Genomic DNA, 20,960 nt, shown 5'->3' on the forward strand with positions numbered 1-20,960 from the left:
CTGATCCGGGCACGGAAACGCTTAAGTTAGCGCCATTCGGCTCTGACCCCTTTTTTTTCAGGAGCGGGTTGAACCAGCCCTGCCCGCCCCAGGGATGGCCTTCCCAAGCGAGCTGCAGGAGCCCGGTGCCACAGAGCCGGACGCCGCCGACACCGGCAAGTGCGCCGTCCAGGCAAAGCAACGGCACCTGCGGCCGCAGCCAAGCCGGCACCCCGGCTTCTTGGAACAGCGTCTTCAGGTCCGCCGCGGGGCGCCCCGGACGCGCACAGCGCAAACCTCCGACACCAAAGCACACACTCACTTGCGCCGACGCCGAGGCGTCGTCCAGCACCCATTTCAGGGTTCCGAGCGGAGGTGGCAGTGACAGCGAGCTGTCGTTGGGCAACGGCAGCATCCGTGTTCCAGCCGTCGGGGGCGCTGGCAGCGGCGCCAGTGCATACAATTCATCCCGGTGGCGACGGACCTCGCAGCCGGGCCAGGCGACCAGTGGCTGGCTGTCGGCACGGGCGACCAGCAGCTCTTCGGCAATGCGGCGCAGACGCGCTGTATCCGGTGGCGCGAGCCCCTGGCGATCGAGCCAACGCCGCAGCACCAATCGTTGTCTCGGCGCGTCCAGCCGCCGGAGGGCGCTGATGGACAGTGCGCCGGGGGCATCCACTCTCAGCCCCGCCAGCAGCTGATCGGCCAAGTCGTCTAACAAGGCCGCTGCCTCGGCGCAGTGCGCCGCGGAGCGTGCGAGGGTGCGGTCTAAGGCGGGCCAGCGCTCACGCAGCCTCGGAATGACCAGTTGTCGCAAGCGGCTGCGGTCCAGGCGAGCATCGGTGTTGCTCGGATCTTCCACCCACTCAAGTCCATGGCTCTGGGCATACCGGAGGAGAGCGGCCCGGGGCAGATCCAGCAGCGGCCGCAAGAGCACCCCGGCGCCGAGCTCAGTGCGGGCGGGCATGGCAGCAAGGCCATGCACACCCGCGCCGCGCAGCAGTGCCAGCAGCAGGGTCTCGGCCTGATCGTCGCGATGCTGGCCGGTGGCAAGCACCTCACCCTCTCGAAGCAGCGTACGGAAGGCGCCGTAGCGGGCCTCGCGTGCCGCAGCCTCGATGCTCTCGCCCGCACTCGGTTGCAGCTCGAGCCGGAGCAGTTTGAGCGGGATGGCGAGCCGTGCGCAGACGCCCTCGCAGTGTGCGGCCCAGGCATCCGCCGCCGGGTGCAGGCCGTGGTGGACGTGTACCGCGCGCAGGTCCAGCGCGAGGCACTCCCGCAGCCCCGCTGCGGCGTGCAGCAGGACATGGGAGTCGGCCCCACCGCTGTAGGCGATCCATAGCGGCCGGCCCGCGGCGGGAGCCAGCGCCTCGGCGAGGCGCGCGGGTGTTAGCTGATCAGCGGCCCGCATGGCGAGATGGCAGGCGCCTCCGGGCGGTGACGGTCAGTCCTTGAGCCGGCCGTAGCTGCGCAGTCGATCGTAGCGGGCAGCCAGCAGCTGGTCCATGGACAGGGCCTCCAGCTCGCCCAAGGCCTCGATGAGGGTATCGCGCAAGGCGCCTGCCATAGCGTCGACGTCCCGATGCGCCCCGCCCAGGGGCTCGGGAACCACGGCATCCACCAGACCCAGGTCGTAGAGGCGTGAGGAGGTGATGGCCATGGCCTCGGCGGCGAGCTGGGCCTTGTCGGCGCTCTTCCAGAGAATGGACGCACAACCCTCCGGCGAGATAACGGAGTAGGTACTGAACTGCAGCATGATGAGTCGGTCGCCGACGCCGATGGCGAGCGCGCCGCCCGAGCCGCCCTCGCCGGTGACGGTGCAGACGATGGGAACCCGTAGCGTCGACATCACCTGCAGGTTGCGGGCAATGGCCTCGCTCTGGCCGCGTTCTTCGGCGCCGACGCCGGGATAGGCGCCTGGCGTATCGATGAAGGTGAAAATGGGCAGACCGAAGCGCTCGGCGAGCGACATCAGCCGGAGCGCCTTGCGGTACCCTTCCGGCCGCGGCATGCCGAAGTTGCGCTGGATCTTCTCTTTGGTGTCGCGGCCCTTCTGGTGACCCATGACCACGACGGAGCGCCCCTCGAGCCGAGCCAGGCCGCCGACGATGGCCTGGTCGTCCGCGAAGGCGCGATCGCCGTGCAGCTCCTGGAAGTCTTCGAAGATACGCCGAGCGTAGTCGAGGAAGTAGGGCCTGAGCGGATGGCGGGAGAGCTGGGAGATCTGCCACGGCGTGAGGCCGGAGAAGATCTGCTCCGTCAGCGCCCGGCTCTTGACTTGGAGGTGCTCGATCTCCTCGGCGATGTTGATTTCGTTGTCGTCGCCGACGTGCTTGAGCTCCTCGATCTTGGCCTCAAGCTCCGCGACCGGCTGTTCGAAGGGCAGAAAGTTCAGATCCATAACCGCGCAATTTTACCGTGACTGCGATCCCTGGGAACAGCGCGGTTGTGGCCGGCCCGCCCGTCTGGGGACTGCGCGCGCATTGCAATACGCTGCGTCTAAGCGGCGCCGTGGTCTTATGAACTCGGAGGTGTCAGCGGTCGTCGTCGCTCTTTTTGTCGGCATCGGTGATGCGGACCTGCTGACGCCGTCCGCGGCTGTCAGGCTTCCCGGAGCCATCCCGCGACAGCCCGATGGCGATGGCGATCATCAAAATGACGGCGATGACAAGGACGATATTTGTGAGCAGCATGAGAGGCTCCGGCCGAGGTGCGTCGGGCTCGCGATTCTAACAGCCTCGGCAAGCAGCACGCGCTCGCTGTCCGTCTGTGCTGGGAGTCGGTGCTGGGAGTCGGCGCTTGCGGGTGTAGGTCTCGAAGCCGGCACAGCGCACCTTGAGGGTCACGACATCGCCGGCAACCCGGGCGGCATGGGTGGTCTGCGCCAGTTCGCCGGCGAGTTGGCCCAAGCGCTGCTCCACAGCGGGGTCGAAGGCATCCGTGTCGACGTACATCACCCAGCGCTGCATGAATGCACGCCCCGAAGTCACTCCACCACGGTCACAGGGTCACCGACCTGCATACGCGCATAGACGAATTTGGCATCGTCGTGGCGCAGACGCACACAGCCGTGGGAGGCATTCTCGTTGGGCACATAACCCTCATGCACCCAGTAGGGCCCATTGAACTGCAGCGCATAGGGCATGGGCGTCGGCCAGTTGAAGTAATTGGTGTAGCTGCCCGAACGCTTGTCGATGTCCTTGGCGGTGACCCGGAACTCACCGCGCGGGGTCGGATGCTCTTCGACCCCGGCCGAAACTTTGCCCGACCAGACCACCTGCTCGTCCTCGTAGTACTCGAAGCGGCGCTGACCGAGCAGGATCTTGAGCTCACGGCTGTCCGCCGGTTGTAGGCTCGCCGGGTCCGGCGGCGGCGGTACGACCTCTTGGGAGACTGGGGCTAGCTGGGCCTCGCGCCGGGCGACGTCGGAGACGTTGGCGGCACGGGCGGATGCAGTCTCATCGACAGCCGCCCCATCGGTGCCGCCCTCCCCCGGGGCGGCCAGTTGGCGCGCGCCCGGCGCTGTCTGCGCCGCGATGTCGTCCGGGAGCTCCGGATAGGGTTGATATGCGCAGCCCGTCACGATGAGCGGCAGCACGAGCACCAGGGTAGTTTTGCTCATTGGGGGGACGTCCTTAGGTACAGGTTAGACATGGTCGAAGCGCTGTTGGGTAAAGGCTTGCAAATGGACCACAGACGGCCATCGGCGCCGCGGGCGACCGTCAAGCGTGCTTGATGTCAGATTTCGTTGACAATCATCAACCCGGATTGCGTCCGGGCTCGCATAATGGCGCCATGCAAATGCGAACCCGTCCCCCACGTGCCGCCGGCCTGCGCCCTGCCAACCAGGGGCGGCGCATTGAGCGCGAGCGCCGCACGATTGCGGCGATGATCGCCATCTACTGCCGGGACCACCACGGCACCGAACGCGCACGCGACTGTCCGGACTGCACCGAATTGCTCCGCTACGCCAACCAGCGGCTCGACGTCTGCGTCTTCGGCGAGACCAAGATGCCCTGCAATGCATGCACCGTGCACTGCTACAGCGACAGCCGGCGCGGGCGTATTGTCGAGGTGATGCGCTACGCCGGTCCGCGGATGCCCCTGCGGCACCCACTGCTCGGGATCATGCACTTCGTCGACAAGTTCCGAGCAAAACTCTGAGCCCATCCTCCGCGGCCCGGCCGCAATTTCGCCCCAGATAGTAAGCCGCTTCAGCCGATGGGCGAGACGCCCATGAGCCAGCGGTGCAGGAACAGCAGAAAGGCCACGTAAAGGAAGAGTCCGCCGGCGAGGGCAATGAGGTCGTTCCACCGCCCGGCGGGTGCAGCAGGCACCGTCGGCTGCACCCGGCGCTTCAACGAGATGCGGTCCGCCACAGCCCACGCGAGGAAGCTGCCGAACAGCAGTACGTCCGCGAGCGTGCCGTTGGCGAGCAGGTGCGCGGTGGCCCAGATCTTCACGGCGAGGAGCATCGGGTGCTTGACCGCACGCTGGATGCGGCCCGGCAGATAGGCCGCCAGCAACAGCGAGAACGCCGGCAGCATCAGCAGCAGGGACACATGGCGCAGCCAGACAGGGGGCGTGTACAGCAGCACCGGATCTGTGGCACGCATCGCCCCATACCCCAGGACGATGAGCACCAGTCCGATGACGGAGAGCACACCGTAGACGAGCTTCCAGGGTATCTCGCCTGCGCGGGCCACAACCTGCGCACGCAGGTCTGGCCGCACGATGGACACAGAATGGGTGCCTAGAAAGAGCACCAAGCCGAGGATCAACTGGAGCATGTCGGGTCCTTGTCGGTCGGATCAGTTTTACGGCGAAAAGCGTTGGGGAAGCGCCGCTTCATTGGCGCTTCCCGTGCGGGGCAGGACGCCCCGCCATTTTCGGCGACGCAAGTCGCTGACAATGAAGGAGCCGGGAAACCGCCCAATGTCTGCACAGGCCCGGCTCCGTCTGATTTTTGGGCAGGATGCCCAATCAAGCAGCATCTCCCCAGGAGGTCGCCGGCCGGCCGCGCCAAGCGCCCGGAGCAGGAGGCACGCCCGACTCAGCCGCCGGGTGTTTCGGCCACGCCGGCGTCGGCGCCCTCCCCCGCCCGTGGCCAAGCGGTGAGGATGGCCTGGACCACGGTGGCGAGCGGGATGGCGAAGAAGACGCCCCAAAACCCCCAAATGCCGCCGAACACGAGAATCGCAACGATGATGGCCACTGGGTGCAGGTCCACCACCTCCGAGAATAGCAAGGGGACCAGCACGTTTCCGTCCAACGCCTGAATGATCAGGTAAGACGCGGTAAGCCAGAGAAACTGCGCACCCCAGCCCCACTGGAACCACGCGATGAGCATCACGGGTACCGTGACCACGGACGCGCCGATGTACGGAATGATCACCGACAGTCCCACAAGCAGCGCGAGCAGCATCGCATAGTTGAGCCCGAACGCCGTGAAGGTGGCAAAGCTCACGGCCCAGACGATGAGGATCTCCCAGAACTTGCCGCGCACGTAGTTGGACAGCTGGCGGTCCACATCGCGCCAGACGGAGCCGGCGATGGCCCGGTGGCGCGGCAGGTAACGACGGAACCAGCCGAGGATCAGGTTCTTATCCTTCAGGAAGAAGAAGATGAGCAGCGGCATCAGGATCAGATAGACCAGTACCGTGATGACGCCCACCAGCGAGGATAGGGATACCGACACCAGCGTCTGTCCGTAGCCCACCACATCCTGACGCATGGCGTCCATGGCAGCATCGATCTGCGCAGCACTGACGAGCTCCGGGTAGCGCTCCGGCAGCGCCATCAGGAGATGCTGTCCCTGTGCCAGCATCTGGGGCAGCTGCTGCACCAGATCTGACACTTGGCGGTAGACCAACGGCAGTACGCCCACCAGCACCGAGATCACGAAGACCAGGAACAGCATGAACACCAGCACCACCGCCGCCAGGCGCGGCCAGCCGCGGCGCTCCAGCAGCAACACGAAGCCTTCCAGCAAATAGGCGACGACGATGCTGGCCAGCACCGGCACCAACATTTGCCCAAGCAGGAGCACGATGGCCACGATGCCGGCGACCGACACCGCCAGCACCATGATCTGCGGGTCAGAGAAATGGCGCCGGAACCAGTCGCTCAGCACCTGCATAGGGTAACTGGTGGAGCGCGGAGGCTGATTCTCCCGAGGGGGCACGAGGGGCTGCTGCTGAAGCGCTGGCAAAGGGGTTGCTATGGGACGGACGGACAGGGCTGACGGCGGCTCATGCACAAACGACGGAGACCGACACCGCCTGCGACACGGACCGCGCGCTCAGCGCCTTTCGCCCGGATCGCGGTCTGCCTTGAGCGCCTCGAAGCGCGCCGCGAACAGGGCCTCGAGCTCGTCGATCACGGCGGCTGCCTCACGCCCTTGGAGGATGTGGGCCGCCATAAGCTGCGAGGTCTCCTGCAGCATTGTACCGCTGTCCAGCATCGGATAGCTGCGCCGCAGGCGCTTGATGGCTGCGACGACGGTCTCCGCCGCCGGCCGGGGCTCGGGCGCGGGCTCCGGCAGGGGGTCGGCTGCGGCGGCGTCGGTCATGACGGTACCGCGCTCGGCGAGGAAATCCGCGAAGGCGAGCAGCATCTGGCGCGCCGATGCGTCGAGTCCGCGGAAGCGCCGCAAGAGCCGACGCTCGTCCGCGCTGGACGGCTGTCCTTGGATTAGATTCGGGGGGAGCATGTACGCCCAGGCCGGGGCGACGCCGCGCGCTCAGTCCAAATCGTAGGACTGGTGGTTCTTACAGTACGCACGCGCGAACTCCAGCAGCTCTTCCATCACCCTGAGCTTGAACTTCTGCTTCTGGTGCACGAACGAGAACGGGCGAACCAAAGGCGGGTCGAGTGCCAGGGCCGCCAGCGTGCCGAGCTTGAGCTCCTTCTGTACCGTGGCCTTGGACACGATGGAGACCCCCATGCCTGCCTCCACGGCGCCCTTGACAGCCTCGGGGCTGCCGAGCTCCATGGATACCTTGAGGCCCGCCGCGCAATCCGGCAGGGCGTCGAGATAGCCGTTGATGACATCCCGGGTGCCGGAGCCCTCCTCGCGATGGATAAACGGGAAGTCCAGCAGGGCACTGAAAGGCACTTGTTGCACTTTAGCCAGCGGATGTCCTGGCGGCACGATGGCGACGAGCTGATCCTGCTTGCAGGTCTCCACCACCAGGTTCTTGTTGCCCACCGGCGACTCCACCACGCCCAGATCGATGGCATTGCTCTCCACCATGGAGACGATGCCGTCGCTGTTGGAGACCTTGAGGTGGATGGCGACCTCCGGGTAACGCGCATTGAAGTCCCCCAGCAGCGTCGGGAGCATGTAATCGGCGATGGTGGTGCTGGCGCCGATGGTGAGGGCGCCGCTGATCTCCCCGGTGAGCTCGCGGACGCCGTTCTCCATTTCGCTGTAAAGCGCGAAGATCCGGTCCGCGTACTCGAACACCCGCGAGCCGGCATCCGTGAGGCTGATGCGGTTGTGCGTGCGATCGAACAGCCGGGTGTTGAAGTGCTCTTCCAACTGGCGGATCTGGAAGGTGACCGCCGGCTGCGTCATGTGAAGAGACTCGGCCGCCTTGGTGAAGCTCAGCATGCGGGCCACGGTGTGAAAGACCTGCAACCTTCGGTCGGCCATCGTGGGACCTCAGTAGTGGAAAGAACCGGCGGCCGGAGCGGCGCAGAGGGCAATACGCGATCTAGGTCCAAGGGCACTAGGCTCGGACAGCCATGCGCGCCCACGCCTTGTTTGCCTTGACGCACTCCGGGGCCTCTGAGCGCGCAGTCGACGCGTGCACCCCCGGGCGCGCAACCGAGCGGCCCGCACTCCCCAGCAACTCAGATGCTAGCACAAAGGGATTCGATACGCCCATTTATCCACATTATTCAAGGGCTTTCCGCTATCTCGGCCGGCCCCGCCTCTGTCAGACAGATGTCGACTCAGCACCCAAATTTCGGACACCCTTACCTCCCCTAGAGGCAAAATCACAACATGACTAGATAAACGCAACAAACTGGCGTATATTTACCACCGAAGCGGCGCCCGTGCCTTGTCGGCGCGGATTGAGCTGGCCTCAGAAGAACGATACCGAAGAGGGGATACCATGACGCAGTCATCAAGATTCCACCTGCTCGCTGCCGCTTGTGCGGCCGCAAGTGTGTTTTCTGCACAACAAGCACAGGCCTCAGGCTTCTCTGTGCCTGAGCTCTCTGTGATTGGGATAGGCACGGCAAACGCGCTGGTGGCGAATCCGGAGGAGCCGGGCGCCATCCCCTACAACGCGGCAGCTATCGCCTTCCACGACAAGAGCGTCTGGTCCGCCGGCGGCCTCTTCATCGGCCCGAGCTTCAGCGTTCGCACGGCCACTGGCGATCACGACAGCGAGGGGGCCGACTGGCACGGGGTACCGATGCTGAACGCCGCCATCCGCATCGACGACACATGGGCTGTCGGCATGAGCGTGAACGCGCCCTTCGGTCTCGAAACCCGCTGGCCCGTGGGGACCTTTCCGGAGCTCACCCGAACCTTGACGCAGCAGACGCCACTTGGGCCGGTGACCGTTCCCCTGAGCCCTCAGCCGACGCAGACCAAGGCGGAGATCCTGAATTTCAACCCGACGGTCACGTACGCGGTCAACGACAACTTCGCAGTCGCCGCCGGCGCCGACATCTACTGGGCGAAGTCCGCGCAGTTCAACTCCACGCTGACGAGCCTCGACGGTGACGGGTCGGGCTGGGGCTTCAACCTGAGCGCCATGTACGTCAAGGACGCGCTCAGCCTCGGCATCGATTTCCATTCCGCGGCGACGGTGAGTATGGAAGGGTTTTACACCGCGCAGAACTCGAATCTGGTGCAGGCGGGTGCGCTGCCGGCCAGCCAAGGTGGAGAATTGGATCTAGACCTGCCGTGGCGGCTGCAGCTCGGCGTGCGATACGCGTTTACTGAGGACCTCGCCGCCGAGATCAACTGGACCCGCAACGGCTGGAGCGAGTTTCAAGAGCTGACCATCGACCTCAACGACGGCAGGACTCTCGTCAGCGACAAGAACGACTGGAACGACGCCAACGCCTATCGGCTCGGCATCACCTACACACCGCGGAAGGGCACCCAGCTCCGCCTTGGCTATACCTACGACGAGACCCCGGTCAACGACGCCTTCTTCACCCCCCGCATCCCCGACAGCGATCGGCACCTGTTCGCCATCGGCCTCGGCCAATCGCTTGGAGACGGCTGGGAAGTCGAGGCGGGCTACATGTACGTCTGGAACGAGCAGCGCGACTTCCGCAGCAACCGGCCGTACCAGGTGGGCGGGCCAACCAACGGCACCAGCGCCTACAACGGCGAATACGACGCCGACGCGCACCTGATCGGCATCGGCATCAACAAGCGCTTCGTGGCCTTCTGACAACGCACCGGCGGCGGGGCGACACCGCGCCGCCGGCTGCACGCTCCCCCAAGGCGCGGCACCGAGTCGCGCAACCTTAAAAGGCCGCCCCGGAACGGGGACGGCCTTCTTTTTTTGCGCCATGCCCGCTCGGCCCCGACGCCGGGGAGCGCCTTCGGGCCGTTCGCGCTGCGAGCGGACACTGACGAACAGCACCGAGCCCTCAGCCCTCAGCCCTCAGCCAAGAAGGATGCCAACCGCCCGCCACAACCCCAGCCGGCCTCGGCATAGGGCGGGAACGCTCAAATATAGAGGCAGATATCGCTCTCGCCGGCGAATTCGAAGAATGCCGCCGCACCGGCGTACTCAATGCCATCGATGAACTCGGACTGATCCATGTCGAACAGGTCCACGGTCATCTGGCAGGCGATGAGCTTCACGTCCGCCTCCTGGCAGAGATCCCGCAGCTCATCGACGCTGGCAACGCCTTTGGACTTCATCTTCTGCTTCATCATGGCCGTCATCATGCCCTGCATGCCGGGCAGCGCCAGGCCGAGCACCGGAAACCACTTGTCCATGCCCATCGGCATCGGCATACCAGGGTTGCCGAGGGGCGTAACCTCCAGGGCGAGCTTTTTCTTGAGCAGCTGCAGCCCGTAGAAGGTGAAGAAGATCTGTGTCTCGTAGCCCAGGGCCGCGGCCGTGGATGCAAGGATGAAAGGGGGATAGGCCCAATCGAGGGAGCCCTTGGTGGCGATGATGGCCAGCTTCTTTTCGTCCATCGTGTCCTCCAGGCGGACCCCGTGTGGAGCCCGGTGTCGTCGTTGGCTTGGGGGTGCTCAAACCTGTGGAGCACCCGGTGAGGGGCGGTTGCGGCGTTCGGGATACGCGCTGGGAGCCGCCTGCTCCACGCAAGTGTGCGCAGCAGCGGCACTCGTCCTGCGGACCCTATTGGACGCGAAGCCTTGACTCGCTTGAGGGCCTCAGCCGATGCCGCTCGGGGAAGCGTCTGATCCGCTTCCGGGTGCCGTTTGGCCGGAACGGCCAAACAGGCGAGGCAGATTGCTGTCGCTCAGGACTTCTTGATCATGAAGTGGAACTTGCCACCGTCCTCCTTGGACTCCATCAGCTCGTTGCCGGTCTGCTTGCTGAACGCGTCGAAGTCCTTCACAGACCCCGGGTCCGTGGCGATCACATGCAGGACCTGGCCGGCGTCCATACCGTTCAGAGTCTTCTTCGCGCGCAGGATGGGCAGCGGGCAGTTGAGACCGCTGGCATCGAGTTCCTGATCGAATTCCGCCATTGTGGGTTACCTCCGCAGGCTGGTCGGGTGATGGTTGCCAACATAAGTATTTCAGCAACCGCAAAGATTCTGATTATTAGGCAAAAACCTAGCGCGACGCAACTTCCTCAGGCGACCTGCGCCGGGCAGGGACCTAGTGCGACCGCAACAACCTCAAGCGTCGTCCAAGCGCCCGATGTCGTATCCATGCCGCGCCCAAGCGATGATGCCTCCGCGCAGATTCAGTGCGTTGTCGTATCCTTGCTGCGCGAGGAACTGGCACGCATGGTAAGAGCGCGCCCCGCTGCGACAGTAGAGCACGACGTCCCTGTCCTTGGGCAGCTCTGTCGCCCGCACCGGCAGCAGGTGCATGGGGATATGCTTGGCGTTGGGTATCGCCCCCTGGGCGACCTCCGCCGGGGTGCGGATATCCACCAACAACAGATCCTCGCCTTCCGCAAGCCGCGCCTTGAGCGTTTCTGAATCGATCTCGTTGACCACGAAAGCACCTACCCTTTGCCCAAGTATTTAAGTATATTAAAGAATCTTCACAGACTCGGCAATCGGCAGCTGAGCGACGAGGGGTCGCGCCCTGCCGATGGTAGAGGGGATGGGTCTTGGCGCGCGCCGATTCTAGGGGGACACCCGGTCTGGCGCCCGCTGCCGCCAGCTCAGCACAGGACCGCGATGAGTCCATCCCCGTTTCAGACCAATACCGGCACTGAGCCGCGGCCAAACGACCATGGACCTACTCCCCATCTTTCTCGATATCAAGCACGAGCCCTGCCTAGTGGTGGGCGGCGGGCCCATTGCGCTGCGCAAGCTCGAGAACCTGCGCCGCGCGGGTGCACGGGTGCGTCTGGTCTCCCCGACACTGGTGCCGGAGCTCGCGGCGCGGGCGGCGGATGACGCCGCCATCACCTGGTACGAGCGGCGCTTCACGGACGAGGATCTGCTGGACATCCGCCTCGCCATCGCAGCCACCGACGACCGCGGGGTGAACCGGCACATCGCCGCGTTGGCCAAGGCTGCCCGGGTGCCCGTGAACGTCGCCGACCAGCCCGAGGACTGCACCTTTATCATGCCATCGGTCATCGACCGCTCACCTGTGGTGGTGGCTGTCTCCACCGGCACGGCATCGCCGGTGCTGGCCCGCATGATCCGCGCACGGCTCGAGTCTTTAGTGCCGGCGGGCTACGGGCGGCTCGCGGAGCTCTGCGCGCGCTACCGCGACCGCGTCAAGGAGCGATTCGAGCGCCAGCGCGACCGCCGGCGCTTCTGGGACCGTGTCCTCCAGGGGGGCGTTGCCGAGCGGGTCTTCTCAGGGCACCTCAGGGAGGCCGATGCGGCCATGGAGCGTGAGCTCGCTGCCGGCGGCAACCCCACGGACATGGGCGAGGTCTACCTGGTGGGTGCCGGACCGGGCGACCCGGACTTGCTGACCTTCCGGGCGCTGCGGCTGATGCAGCAAGCGGACGTGGTGGTCTACGACCGCCTCGTGGCCAAGCCCATCATCGATATGGTGCGCCGGGACGCCGAGCATGTCTACGTCGGCAAGCAGCGCAACCAGCACACCATGCGCCAGGAAGAAATCAACAAGCTCCTGGCAGAGCTTGCCAAGACGGGCAAGCGCGTGCTGAGACTCAAGGGCGGCGACCCCTTTATCTTCGGCCGCGGCGGCGAAGAGATCGACACCCTGGCCGCCGAGGGCGTGCCCTTTCAGGTGGTCCCCGGCATCACCGCCGCCAACGGCTGCGCCTGCTATGCCGGCATCCCGCTCACGCATCGCGACTACGCACAGTCGGTGACCTTCGTCACCGGCCATCTCAAAGACGGCACCATCAACCTCAACTGGCGCCAACTGGCAGAACCGCACCAGACCATCGTGTTCTACATGGGCCTGGTGGGTCTGCCGGTGATCGTGGACAAGCTCATCGAGCACGGCGTGCCGCCGGACATGCCCGTGGCGCTGGTGCAGCAGGGCACGACGCACATGCAGAAAGTCTACGCGGGTACGCTCAAGACCATCCTCGCCCGCGTGGAAGAGGACCCGCCGGAGCCGCCCACCCTGATCATCGTCGGCGAGGTCGTGAACCTGCGTGACAAGCTCGACTGGTTCAGTACCATTCCAGACCGCGAGCAGGGTGCGACGACACCGCTGCTGCCTGGCGATTGAGCCGTCCGTCGCCCAGCGCCAACCCGCCCCGCAACGGCGCAGCGAGCCGGACACGCCGCCGCCGGCAGAGCATGCGGCAGGCCGAGCGCGTGCCGTTTGCGGCTGTTGCCGACGGCATCGCCGCACTGCGCACGGGTGACATCGCGGTGTCCATCCACGCGGCGCCCACCATGTGGTCCCTTGGCACCGACCGCAGGGAAAAGCAGCGCCCCGGCATCTTCCAGCCCCTTACGGCGGTGCGAGCGGCCTGGGTTGTCCGCGCGGAGGACGAGACGCTCCTCGTCAGCATCGACCTGGTGCTGCGCCAGTGGCGCGACTCCGGCGTCCGCAGTAGGTCGGTGGGTTTCTTCACAACCTCTCAGTCCGCCGGCTGCACCGTGGTCAAGCCAAGGGACTCCCAGGCCTGCATGCCGCCCCGGTACCATTTGAGGCGATGTGCCGGGTAACCGAGGCCCAACAGCGCCTTGATGTTGGTGGGAGACTGACCGCACCAGGCGCCATTGCAGAAGAACACCAGCGTCTTGACGCCGTCGAAGTTCCAGAGACCGTCGGCGCTGGCGGCACCGAATTCCAGCTGCAGCAGCTCCGCGATGGCCTGGGGCGACGCATAGGCGGGATCCAGGCGCTGATAGGGGATGTTGACAGCCCCGGGGATGGTACCGCGAGCCACCCAGTCCTCGGTGCGCGAATCGATGATCAGCACTGCCGGGTCGCCGTCGGCGATGCGCCGCATGTAGCCGAGCATTTCGAGCTCGCCGATGGTCTCCACGCCCGGGGCGATCTGCATGGGCTGCACGCAGTACGGCGGGCAAGGGCGTGACGTCTTATCGTACGGCGGCACGATGCGATGGCTCGGGTCCTGATAGCGCAGCACCGTGACCGTCTCATCGCCGTGTGGCATCTCGATGTAGGGTAGGTCTTCGCTGATCCTGACGCTGAGATTCTGCAGGTCGAACACATCTTCATCGGTGTTTGCCGCAGCGGCGAGCGTGGGGAGCGTCAGCATGAGCATGAGCGCCGGCAAAGGCACCCAGCCAGCCCACCGACCGCTGCACACCGTGACCGTGCCTGTCAATGTGTCATCGAGGATCCGATCCATGTCCGACTCCGAAGCCCAGGCCCCTGCCCAGGCCCGCAAGCCCAAGCGGCGCTGGCGCGGTTTGGTGGTGAATCTGCTCATCGTTTTGGTCGTCTTCTTCGGCGTCCAGTGGTACAAGTCGCGTCCGCTCGCATCCGGTGACGCACCGCCGCTCGCGGCATCTACAGTACGCGGCGGGCAGGTCGATCTCGCAGCACTGCGCGGCGAGCCGGTCCTGGTCCATTTCTGGGCCACCTGGTGCCCCACCTGCAAGCTGGAGGAAGGGAGCATCAATGCCTTGAGTCGGGACTATCAGGTCGTCACCGTCGCCATGCAATCGGGTGGCGAACGGGAGATAGCGGGCTACCTACGCGAGCGAGACCTGGACTTCGACGCCGTCGCCGATCCCTACGGCGAGATCGCGAGCGTCTGGGGCGTACGCGGCGTGCCGGCAACCTTCGTGCTGGACGGCGACGGCAAAATCCGCTTCGGCGCAGTAGGCTACACGCCTGGCATCGGCCTGCGCGGGCACCTCTGGGCGGCGGGCCAGGAGTGAGGAGCCATGGCCCCGACGCGGTTCGGGCTGCGCCGACTGACCGCGCGCTTGGGACACGCAGATTGCGGCGGCAGCGCCTGTGGATATAATGGAGGCATATTAGAAAGCGTCGATATAGGAGCACACTATGCCCACTTACGATTACCGCTGTGAGGCCAACGGCCGCATCGTCGAGGTCAACCATCGCATGAGCGAGAAGCTCAGCACCTGGGGCGAGCTCTGCGAGCGCGCCAGCCTCGACTGCGGCGACACCCCCGCCGACACCCCGGTGCAGCGCCTTGCCACCGGCGGCAACGTCGTCGGCAGCAGCAACCTCGGCAGTGGCTTTGATCCTGCACCCGCGTGCGGCGCTGGCGGTTGCGGCAGCGGCATGTGCGGACTCAACTGACGCTATCCGAACACCATAAGAGGGGTCACCCTTTTGAGGGTTTCGATAGCGCCTGCTGCAGCGCCTCCTCCATCGCTGCCTCACTCACCGGCAGCGGCAGGGCTGCAAACACCGGAAAGCGGGCGCGCAGGGCGTCCAGCTTATGTTGATACTCGGGCTGGTAGATGCAGATGACTCGGACCTCCGGATGCTTCTGCAGGCGGGCCATCAGGGTCTCGAGATTGCTGGTGCGGTCGCGAAAGTCGGACTGAAAATTGTACTCGGCGACAATCACCTCAGGCACACGGCGCTTCAGGGCAGCCTGAGCCTTGCGCTGGGAGCTCACCAGCTCGGCATCGACGCCGAGACGCTTGTAGAGCGGTGTGAAGTTGGGATAACCGCCCAGCTCGATGATGGCGAGGAGGTGGGGGGAATTGTCGGTGCCGTTAGCCATAGCGGGTGTCAGCGTTGTGCACCATGGTCATCGACGGCAGTAAGGCGAGGCGTGCGCGGTGCGCGGTGCGAAGCGCGCAGAATGGCCCGCACCGCGCCCTCCCGAGACATGCGCGGACTGGACACCGCACTGCGCACTTCGCACCGCGCACTTCCTCACGCAAACACGACCCAAGTCGTCGCAATATACTTGGCCCCTGCTTCAAGCCGGTTGGCGCGGTGCTCATGCGTCCAGAAGGGCGGGAACAGGATGAGCTTGCCGCGCTCGGGGCGGATGCTGAGGTTCTGGTACAGAAACTGCGTCTCGCCGCCAGGTCCTGGCACGTCGTTGAGGTACCAGATGGCGACCAGTTGACGCTGGCTCAGCTCATGGCTCCCACCGTCGACATGCCAGTGATAGAACTGCCCGGGCAGGTACCGCTGCACCTGATAGCCGAGGTCCTTGAACGGCCCCTTGAAGTAGGGATAGGTCTCGCGGAACTCCTGCATAGCAGCCGCGAGTGAGCGGAAGAACATCTGGTCGACGTCTTTCCAGTCGTCCTTGTTGCTGACCACGAGGTCCGTGGTCTGCTTGATGGCGCTCATCTCCTCCCGCAACTGACCAACGCGCCCGGCATAGTGCTGCTCCGGGTTGGCTTCGAAGCGGCTCACCACTTCGTCGCAGAAACTTGGCGGCAGGGCGCCCGGGCGCTCGAAGACGAAGCTGTTCGGTGCTGCCTCGCGCAGGGTCGGCAGCGGCGGAATGGGGCGTTGGAGGTCTCGCTGGCTCATGCGTCGGCTCCGCCGGTTGCATCATCGGTATGCGTCGTGGGCACAGGCCGGAAGGGCGTGCGATCCGGCGCACCCTCCGCGTGTAGAAATACCGGCAGTGCATCGAAGCCCGGGTAGGCGGGTATCGCCACCAGGCTGCTGGCAACGGTGCCATAATCACCGCCCGCGAGCTGAACGCCATTGATGTTCATGGCTGCGAGGCGTGCCTCTCGGGGTGCGTCGTCGGCGGCGTGCTGGCCGAGGAGATCGATCCAAGCACGCCAGTCACCGCCGTCCGCGGCAGGCTCGGGCTCAGCTGCAGCACGGAAGGCCGGCAGGAAGTGTATGCAGCGGGGGTCGGTCTTGTCGTCCAGATCACCGGCGGTCAGCATGTGCAGCCCCGGCGGGACCTGGTGCACGCGAATCTCGCCGTCGCCGCCATGGCGCAGCCAATAGCAGTCTGTGGGGTCGGCCACCAGCAGATTGAACGGACGGTAGGCTTCGGGATGAAGATCGGCCAGCGCACCAGCGGCTTCCTTGGCCTCGGCGTGGTCGAGCGCTTCCAGAACCAGCTCTCCGCGACTACGGCGGCCGGGCTCGGGGCCCAGGGTGCCGGTACGATTCAGCACCGCAGCGACCATGCCATGGTCGTTGATGCCGAGCCAGCTGCCCTTGGCCTGCTTATCGAGGCCGGCGACCACCTCGGGCCGATCCGGCCAGTGCCGACCCGGCGGCTGCGAAGGCCGCGAGCGCAGCTCGTCGCGATTGGCCGCCAGCAGCAACGGCCACGCATGCCCAGGACGGCGCAGAATGATGACGGTGCACATGGGAGACGGGGCTGAGGGCTGAGGGCTGAGGCCGACAGGTGCCTCAGCCCTTTCTTGGTCAAGGTCTGTCGTCGATGACCTCGCCCTCCTTCACCACCGGCGCCGGCAGCAGGTCTGCCTTGCTGATGCCGAGCCAGACGGCCATCGCTGTGGCGATATAGATGGTGGAGTAGGTACCCACCAGCACGCCGATGATCAGCGCCAGCGAGAAGCCCTCGATGGCGGCACCGCCGAGGAAGTACAGCGCCAGCAGCACCAGCAGCGTGGTGCCGGAGGTGATGATGGTGCGCGAGAGGGTCTGGTTGATGGAGCGGTTGCAGATCTCGATGACTGACCCCTTGCGCATCTTGCGGAAGTTCTCGCGGATACGGTCGAAGATGACGATGGTGTCGTTCAGCGAATAGCCGATGACCGCCAGCACCGCCGCGAGCACCGTCAGATCGAACTCGATGAGAAAGATTGAGAACACGCCGACGGTGAAGATGACGTCGTGCACCAGGGCCGCCACGGCGCCGAGGGCGAAGCGCCACTCAAAGCGAAATGCCACGTAAATGAGGATACCGATGAGGGCGAAGAGCACGGCGAGCCCGCCCTGCTCGCGCAGCTGCTCACCCACCTGTGGACCGACGAACTCCACCCGCCGCAGGTCCACCTCGCCCGGGGCGGCATCCCCCAGGACGCGCACCACTTGGTCGCTGCGCTGGGCGCTGGCCTCTTCGCCTTCCTCCACCGGCGGCAGGCGGATCAGGATGTCGGTACGCGAGCCGAAGTACTGGACGATGGCGTCCGGGAAGCCGTTCTCCGTCAGGGCACCGGTGACGTCGGCAATCTCCACCGGCTGCTCATAGCCCAGCTCGATGACGGTGCCGCCGGTGAAGTCCAGCCCGAACTCGAAACCACGCAACAGCATGGAGCCCAGGCAGATCACCAAAACGATCCCGGAGACGACAGCGGCGATATACCGCTTGCCCATGAAGTCGATATTGAGCTCCTTCAGGATCTGTGCGTGGGCCATGGCCGTGTCTCCTGCAGATGGCGGGCTGGATCAGATGGCAAGCTTGGGAACCCGACGACCGCCGTAGATCAGGTTGATCACTGCGCGGGAGCCGAGGATGGCCGTGAACATGGACGTGAGGATGCCGATGAATAGTGTCACCGCGAAGCCTTTGATGGGACCGGTGCCAAAGCTGAACAGCACAATGGCAGCGATGAGCGTCGTGATGTTGGCATCCACGATGGTGGACAGGGCCTTGTCATAGCCGGCATGAATACTGGCCTGGGGGCTGGAGCCGTTTCTGATCTCCTCTCGGATGCGCTCGAAAATGAGCACATTGGCGTCCACTGCCATGCCCACCGTGAGCACGATGCCGGCGATGCCGGGCATGGTGAGCGTCGCCTGCAGCGCCGAGAGCACGGCAACGATGAGCACCAGGTTCATCACCAGCACCAGATCGGCAACCAGGCCGAAAACCCGGTAATAGAGCGCCATGAACACCACCACCAGCGCCAGGCCGATCATCACCGAACGGAAGCCCTGATCAATGTTGTCCTGCCCTAGGCTCGGGCCGATAGTGCGCTCCTCGACGATCTCGATGGGCGCCGCCAGGGCGCCCGCGCGCAACAAGAGCGCCAGGTTGTGGGCCTCCTCGGAGCTGTCGAGGCCGGTGGTCTGGAAGCGCCGGCCGAAAGGCTCCAGGATGTTGGCGACGCTGATGACCTCCTCCGTGCGCTCACGCTCCTTCACGGGTTCGCCGTCCACCATGCGGGTGACGGTGCGACTCTCGATGAAGACCACGGCCATGGGCTTGCCGACGTTCTCCGTCGTCACATTGCGCATGCGCCGGGCACCCTGACCATCCAGGTTCACAAACACCGCCGGCGAGCCGGATTGCTGGTCGAAGCCGGCGGAGGCGTCGGTGATCTGGTCGCCAGTGACGATGACGCGCCGATTCAGCAGGATCGGCTGGCCGTTGCGCTCCCGATACAGCGCTGAGCCCACGGGCACGCGACCATCCAGGGCGTCGCGCACGTCGTTCTCGGTGTCCACCAGCCGGTATTCCAGCGTCGCAGTGGCCCCCAGCAGCTCCTTGAGCCGCGCCGGGTCCGAGGCACCCGGCAGCTGCACCACGATGCGCCGCTCGCCTTGTCGGGCAATGATGGGCTCGGCGACGCCCAGCGCGTTGACGCGATTGCGCAGGGTCGTGATGTTCTGCTCCAGCGCGAAATCCTTCACCTCCTCCTGGATCTGCGGCGGCAGGGAGGCGTAGACGAAGTAATTGCCGCCGTCCTTCCCGCTGTCCACGGTCAGGTCCCGGAACTCTTTGCGGATGATCGTCTGCGCCTCGTCGCGAGCCGCCTCATCGTTGAAGCGCACGGCGATGCGACCGGCGTCCCGGGTAATGGTGAGATAGCGCACCTTCTGCTTACGCAGCTCCGTGCGGATATCGCCGGTGTAACGCTCCAAGGCTTGATCCACTGCGGCCTCCATGTCCACATCGATGAGCACGTGAATACCGCCACGCAGGTCCAGGCCCAAGAACATGGGCTGCGCACCCAGCGCCCCGAGCCAGCCCGGTAAGTCCGGCGACGTCGTGAGCGCGCTGTTGTAGCGGTCCGCCAATGTCTGTTCCATGACCTCTCGGCCACGCAGTTGCTCGCTCGGGGTCGTGAACCGCACCAAGAGCTTGTCGCCTTCGAGCGACTCGATCTCCTTCACCGGCACGCCGGCGTTCTCCATGGCGGCCGCGATCTCGGCCGCAGCCGCATCCGTGACGGGATTGTCACGTGTGCCAGTCACCTGGATGGATGGGTCCTGCGGGAACAGGTTCGGCAGCGCAAACAGCAGGCCAACCAGCACAACGGCCAGGATCAGCAGATTCTTCCACAGTGGATAGCGGTTCATGGTTCGAGCGTCTCGGAGGCTTGCTTGGAGGCTGCGCGTTCCAGCGCCGACACGGCAGACCTGCGCGAGCAGCCGCCGTTGTCGGCGCAGACCAAGCGCATGGGCCCGCGGCGGCTGCGGGCCGCGTGGGTCAGATGGCCTGAGGCAAGGCCCGCCGCCGCAGCGGCAGCCCTCACAACTCCTTCAGCTGGCCCTTGGGCAGCAGTACTTCCACTGCGGAGCGACGGATCTTGATGCGCACGTTGTCGGCGACCTCCAGCTGGGCGAAGTTCTCGCCAAGCTCGACGATGCGTCCGGCGACGCCGCCCATGGTGACCACCTCGTCACCCTTGCTCAGACCCTCGACGAGCTTCTTGTGCTCTTTCTGACGCTTGATCTGTGGACGGATCATCAGGAAATAGAGGATGACGATCAGGCCGACGGGGAAGAGCAGCCCGAGCAGTGGATCGCCAGCCGGGGCGCCCTCTGCCTGGGCCATGGCATCAGAGATGAAAAAGCTCATGGATAGGGTCCTCGCTGCCGCGCCCGTGGCGCGGGTATCAGAACGGGAAAGGACGAAATCGAGCCGCGTATTATGGCACAAGCCGGCGCCTCTCGGGCTCTGGTGATGCGTAACTCGATGACCGGCGCCGGCGCCGACGACCGCCGGGATGTTGCCGGCGCCCGGTCCGACGCCCGGGGCCGGCGGCATCCAGCGGTCCACTTTGCGGTCAAGATCACCCGACCGCCGATGCTGCAGATAAACAACAGCGTATCGCAAGGGAAGCGCCAATCAATCGGCGCTTTCCCAGGCCCGCGAGGTAGAGAACGGGGTCTTGGCCTTCTCCAGGAGCCATCAAGCGGATTCGCGACGATCGCTGGGCGCAGCTCGATGCCCTGCCCCTCGATGGCGCCGAGGCCCAGACCCAGGCCAGCGCCTCGGCGTGAACGAGCAGGACGATCTGATCGGGGACCTGATCGCGGAGGTCGCCCGCTACCATGGGGTAGCGATCTCACGCGACGAGCCGATCGTCTCCCTTGTCCTCCTGAACCAGCTCATCCCGAGGCCGTATCTCGAGGAGACGGTCCCTCCGGCCCCCCACTCCCGCCGGGGTGCCCGCCTCACGGAGGGCACCGGCGGCCTCAGGGACCTGGAGGGGCGGGAGGGCCGGGCGGGAGTGCGCGCCGGCGGCGGGCGGGGGTTCCG

General features: G+C 65.5%; 24 protein-coding genes and 1 pseudogene. 6 read left to right on the forward strand and 19 right to left on the reverse strand.

The annotated features are described in order from the left end of the window. From tilS to I6U14_RS04360, 5 genes are all read right to left on the reverse strand, one after another. A partial coding sequence (gene tilS, locus I6U14_RS04340) for a tRNA lysidine(34) synthetase TilS (RefSeq protein ID WP_296897151.1) occupies positions 1–1,390 on the reverse strand: 1,390 nt, incomplete at its 3' end. A gap of 33 nt (positions 1,391–1,423) precedes the next feature. Beyond that, positions 1,424–2,380, reverse strand: a complete 957-nt coding sequence (locus I6U14_RS04345) for an acetyl-CoA carboxylase carboxyltransferase subunit alpha (protein WP_296897153.1) — start codon at positions 2,378–2,380, stop codon at positions 1,424–1,426. 133 nt (positions 2,381–2,513) lie between these two features. Next, positions 2,514–2,672 carry a hypothetical protein gene (locus tag I6U14_RS04350; RefSeq protein ID WP_296897155.1) on the reverse strand — a complete coding sequence of 53 codons (159 nt, stop codon included), beginning with the start codon at positions 2,670–2,672 and terminating at the stop codon, positions 2,514–2,516. A 36-nt stretch (positions 2,673–2,708) separates the two neighbouring features. Beyond that, entirely contained in the window at positions 2,709–2,948 is a 240-nt protein-coding gene (locus tag I6U14_RS04355; protein ID WP_296897157.1) for a hypothetical protein, read from the reverse strand. A 17-nt stretch (positions 2,949–2,965) separates the two neighbouring features. After that, complete coding sequence (locus I6U14_RS04360) at positions 2,966–3,601, reverse strand: L,D-transpeptidase (RefSeq protein WP_296897159.1); 636 nt, start codon at positions 3,599–3,601, stop codon at positions 2,966–2,968. Between the two features lie 179 nt (positions 3,602–3,780). Here I6U14_RS04360 and I6U14_RS04365 point away from each other — a divergent pair, with 179 nt between their 5' ends. Further along, complete coding sequence (locus tag I6U14_RS04365; protein ID WP_296897160.1) at positions 3,781–4,143, forward strand: nitrous oxide-stimulated promoter family protein; 363 nt, start codon at positions 3,781–3,783, stop codon at positions 4,141–4,143. Positions 4,144–4,193: 50 nt separating this feature from the next. On the opposite strand, the gene I6U14_RS04370 is transcribed toward I6U14_RS04365, so the two are convergent. The 4 genes from I6U14_RS04370 to I6U14_RS04385 all read right to left on the reverse strand — a co-directional run bounded on the left by I6U14_RS04370 (position 4,194) and on the right by I6U14_RS04385 (position 7,636). Beyond that, positions 4,194–4,769 (reverse strand): NnrU family protein, encoded by a 576-nt coding sequence (locus I6U14_RS04370; RefSeq protein WP_296897162.1) that lies wholly within the window; start codon positions 4,767–4,769, stop codon positions 4,194–4,196. Between the two features lie 263 nt (positions 4,770–5,032). Beyond that, positions 5,033–6,118: an AI-2E family transporter gene (locus I6U14_RS04375; RefSeq protein ID WP_296897165.1), complete on the reverse strand. Its 1,086-nt coding sequence runs from the start codon at positions 6,116–6,118 to the stop codon at positions 5,033–5,035. Between the two features lie 162 nt (positions 6,119–6,280). Continuing rightward, positions 6,281–6,691 carry a hypothetical protein gene (locus I6U14_RS04380; protein ID WP_296897169.1) on the reverse strand — a complete coding sequence of 137 codons (411 nt, stop codon included), beginning with the start codon at positions 6,689–6,691 and terminating at the stop codon, positions 6,281–6,283. Positions 6,692–6,721: 30 nt separating this feature from the next. Further along, on the reverse strand, positions 6,722–7,636 hold the full coding sequence (locus tag I6U14_RS04385; protein WP_296897171.1) for a LysR family transcriptional regulator: 915 nt from the start codon (positions 7,634–7,636) through the stop codon (positions 6,722–6,724). Between the two features lie 466 nt (positions 7,637–8,102). Between I6U14_RS04385 and I6U14_RS04390 the strand changes: the two genes are divergently transcribed. After that, complete coding sequence (locus I6U14_RS04390) at positions 8,103–9,404, forward strand: OmpP1/FadL family transporter (protein WP_296897174.1); 1,302 nt, start codon at positions 8,103–8,105, stop codon at positions 9,402–9,404. Positions 9,405–9,685: 281 nt separating this feature from the next. Here I6U14_RS04390 and I6U14_RS04395 read toward each other — a convergent pair whose 3' ends face one another. The 3 genes from I6U14_RS04395 to I6U14_RS04405 form a co-directional block, all read right to left on the reverse strand. Then, entirely contained in the window at positions 9,686–10,165 is a 480-nt protein-coding gene (locus I6U14_RS04395; protein ID WP_296897175.1) for a DsrE/DsrF/DrsH-like family protein, read from the reverse strand. A 290-nt stretch (positions 10,166–10,455) separates the two neighbouring features. Further along, positions 10,456–10,686 carry a sulfurtransferase TusA family protein gene (locus I6U14_RS04400; protein WP_296897177.1) on the reverse strand — a complete coding sequence of 77 codons (231 nt, stop codon included), beginning with the start codon at positions 10,684–10,686 and terminating at the stop codon, positions 10,456–10,458. 153 nt (positions 10,687–10,839) lie between these two features. Beyond that, positions 10,840–11,166: a rhodanese-like domain-containing protein gene (locus I6U14_RS04405; protein ID WP_296897180.1), complete on the reverse strand. Its 327-nt coding sequence runs from the start codon at positions 11,164–11,166 to the stop codon at positions 10,840–10,842. A 241-nt stretch (positions 11,167–11,407) separates the two neighbouring features. On the opposite strand from I6U14_RS04405, the gene cysG reads away from it, so the two are divergent. Further along, positions 11,408–12,841: a siroheme synthase CysG gene (cysG, locus tag I6U14_RS04410; protein ID WP_296897183.1), complete on the forward strand. Its 1,434-nt coding sequence runs from the start codon at positions 11,408–11,410 to the stop codon at positions 12,839–12,841. Between the two features lie 358 nt (positions 12,842–13,199). On the opposite strand, the gene I6U14_RS04415 is transcribed toward cysG, so the two are convergent. Next, entirely contained in the window at positions 13,200–13,940 is a 741-nt protein-coding gene (locus I6U14_RS04415) for a rhodanese-like domain-containing protein (protein ID WP_296897186.1), read from the reverse strand. Between I6U14_RS04415 and I6U14_RS04420 the strand changes: the two genes are divergently transcribed. Beyond that, a complete protein-coding gene (locus I6U14_RS04420; protein WP_296897188.1) occupies positions 13,939–14,475 on the forward strand; it encodes a protein disulfide oxidoreductase in 537 nt (178 codons plus the stop codon). The genes I6U14_RS04415 and I6U14_RS04420 overlap by 2 nt on opposite strands. Positions 14,476–14,602: 127 nt before the next feature. Then, on the forward strand, positions 14,603–14,863 hold the full coding sequence (locus I6U14_RS04425) for a zinc ribbon domain-containing protein (RefSeq protein WP_296897189.1): 261 nt from the start codon (positions 14,603–14,605) through the stop codon (positions 14,861–14,863). Between the two features lie 25 nt (positions 14,864–14,888). Here I6U14_RS04425 and I6U14_RS04430 read toward each other — a convergent pair whose 3' ends face one another. The 6 genes from I6U14_RS04430 to yajC form a co-directional block, all read right to left on the reverse strand. Next, positions 14,889–15,296 (reverse strand): hypothetical protein, encoded by a 408-nt coding sequence (locus I6U14_RS04430; RefSeq protein ID WP_296897191.1) that lies wholly within the window; start codon positions 15,294–15,296, stop codon positions 14,889–14,891. Positions 15,297–15,451: 155 nt separating this feature from the next. Continuing rightward, complete coding sequence (locus tag I6U14_RS04435; RefSeq protein ID WP_296897194.1) at positions 15,452–16,066, reverse strand: 2OG-Fe(II) oxygenase; 615 nt, start codon at positions 16,064–16,066, stop codon at positions 15,452–15,454. Further along, positions 16,063–16,872 (reverse strand): NRDE family protein, encoded by an 810-nt coding sequence (locus I6U14_RS04440; RefSeq protein WP_296897196.1) that lies wholly within the window; start codon positions 16,870–16,872, stop codon positions 16,063–16,065. Before I6U14_RS04440 ends, I6U14_RS04435 begins: the two co-directional genes overlap by 4 nt. A 58-nt stretch (positions 16,873–16,930) precedes the next feature. Beyond that, positions 16,931–17,887: a protein translocase subunit SecF gene (gene secF / locus I6U14_RS04445; protein ID WP_296897198.1), complete on the reverse strand. Its 957-nt coding sequence runs from the start codon at positions 17,885–17,887 to the stop codon at positions 16,931–16,933. Positions 17,888–17,917: 30 nt separating this feature from the next. After that, on the reverse strand, positions 17,918–19,774 hold the full coding sequence (secD, locus tag I6U14_RS04450; RefSeq protein WP_296897199.1) for a protein translocase subunit SecD: 1,857 nt from the start codon (positions 19,772–19,774) through the stop codon (positions 17,918–17,920). 172 nt (positions 19,775–19,946) lie between these two features. Beyond that, complete coding sequence (yajC, locus tag I6U14_RS04455; protein WP_200237986.1) at positions 19,947–20,276, reverse strand: preprotein translocase subunit YajC; 330 nt, start codon at positions 20,274–20,276, stop codon at positions 19,947–19,949. 421 nt (positions 20,277–20,697) lie between these two features. On the opposite strand from yajC, the pseudogene I6U14_RS04460 reads away from it, so the two are divergent. After that, positions 20,698–20,960, forward strand: a pseudogene (locus I6U14_RS04460) (hypothetical protein); the annotation flags it as partial.

This window comes from Thiohalocapsa sp. (assembly GCF_019695415.1).
Lineage (GTDB): Bacteria > Pseudomonadota > Gammaproteobacteria > Chromatiales > Chromatiaceae > Thiohalocapsa.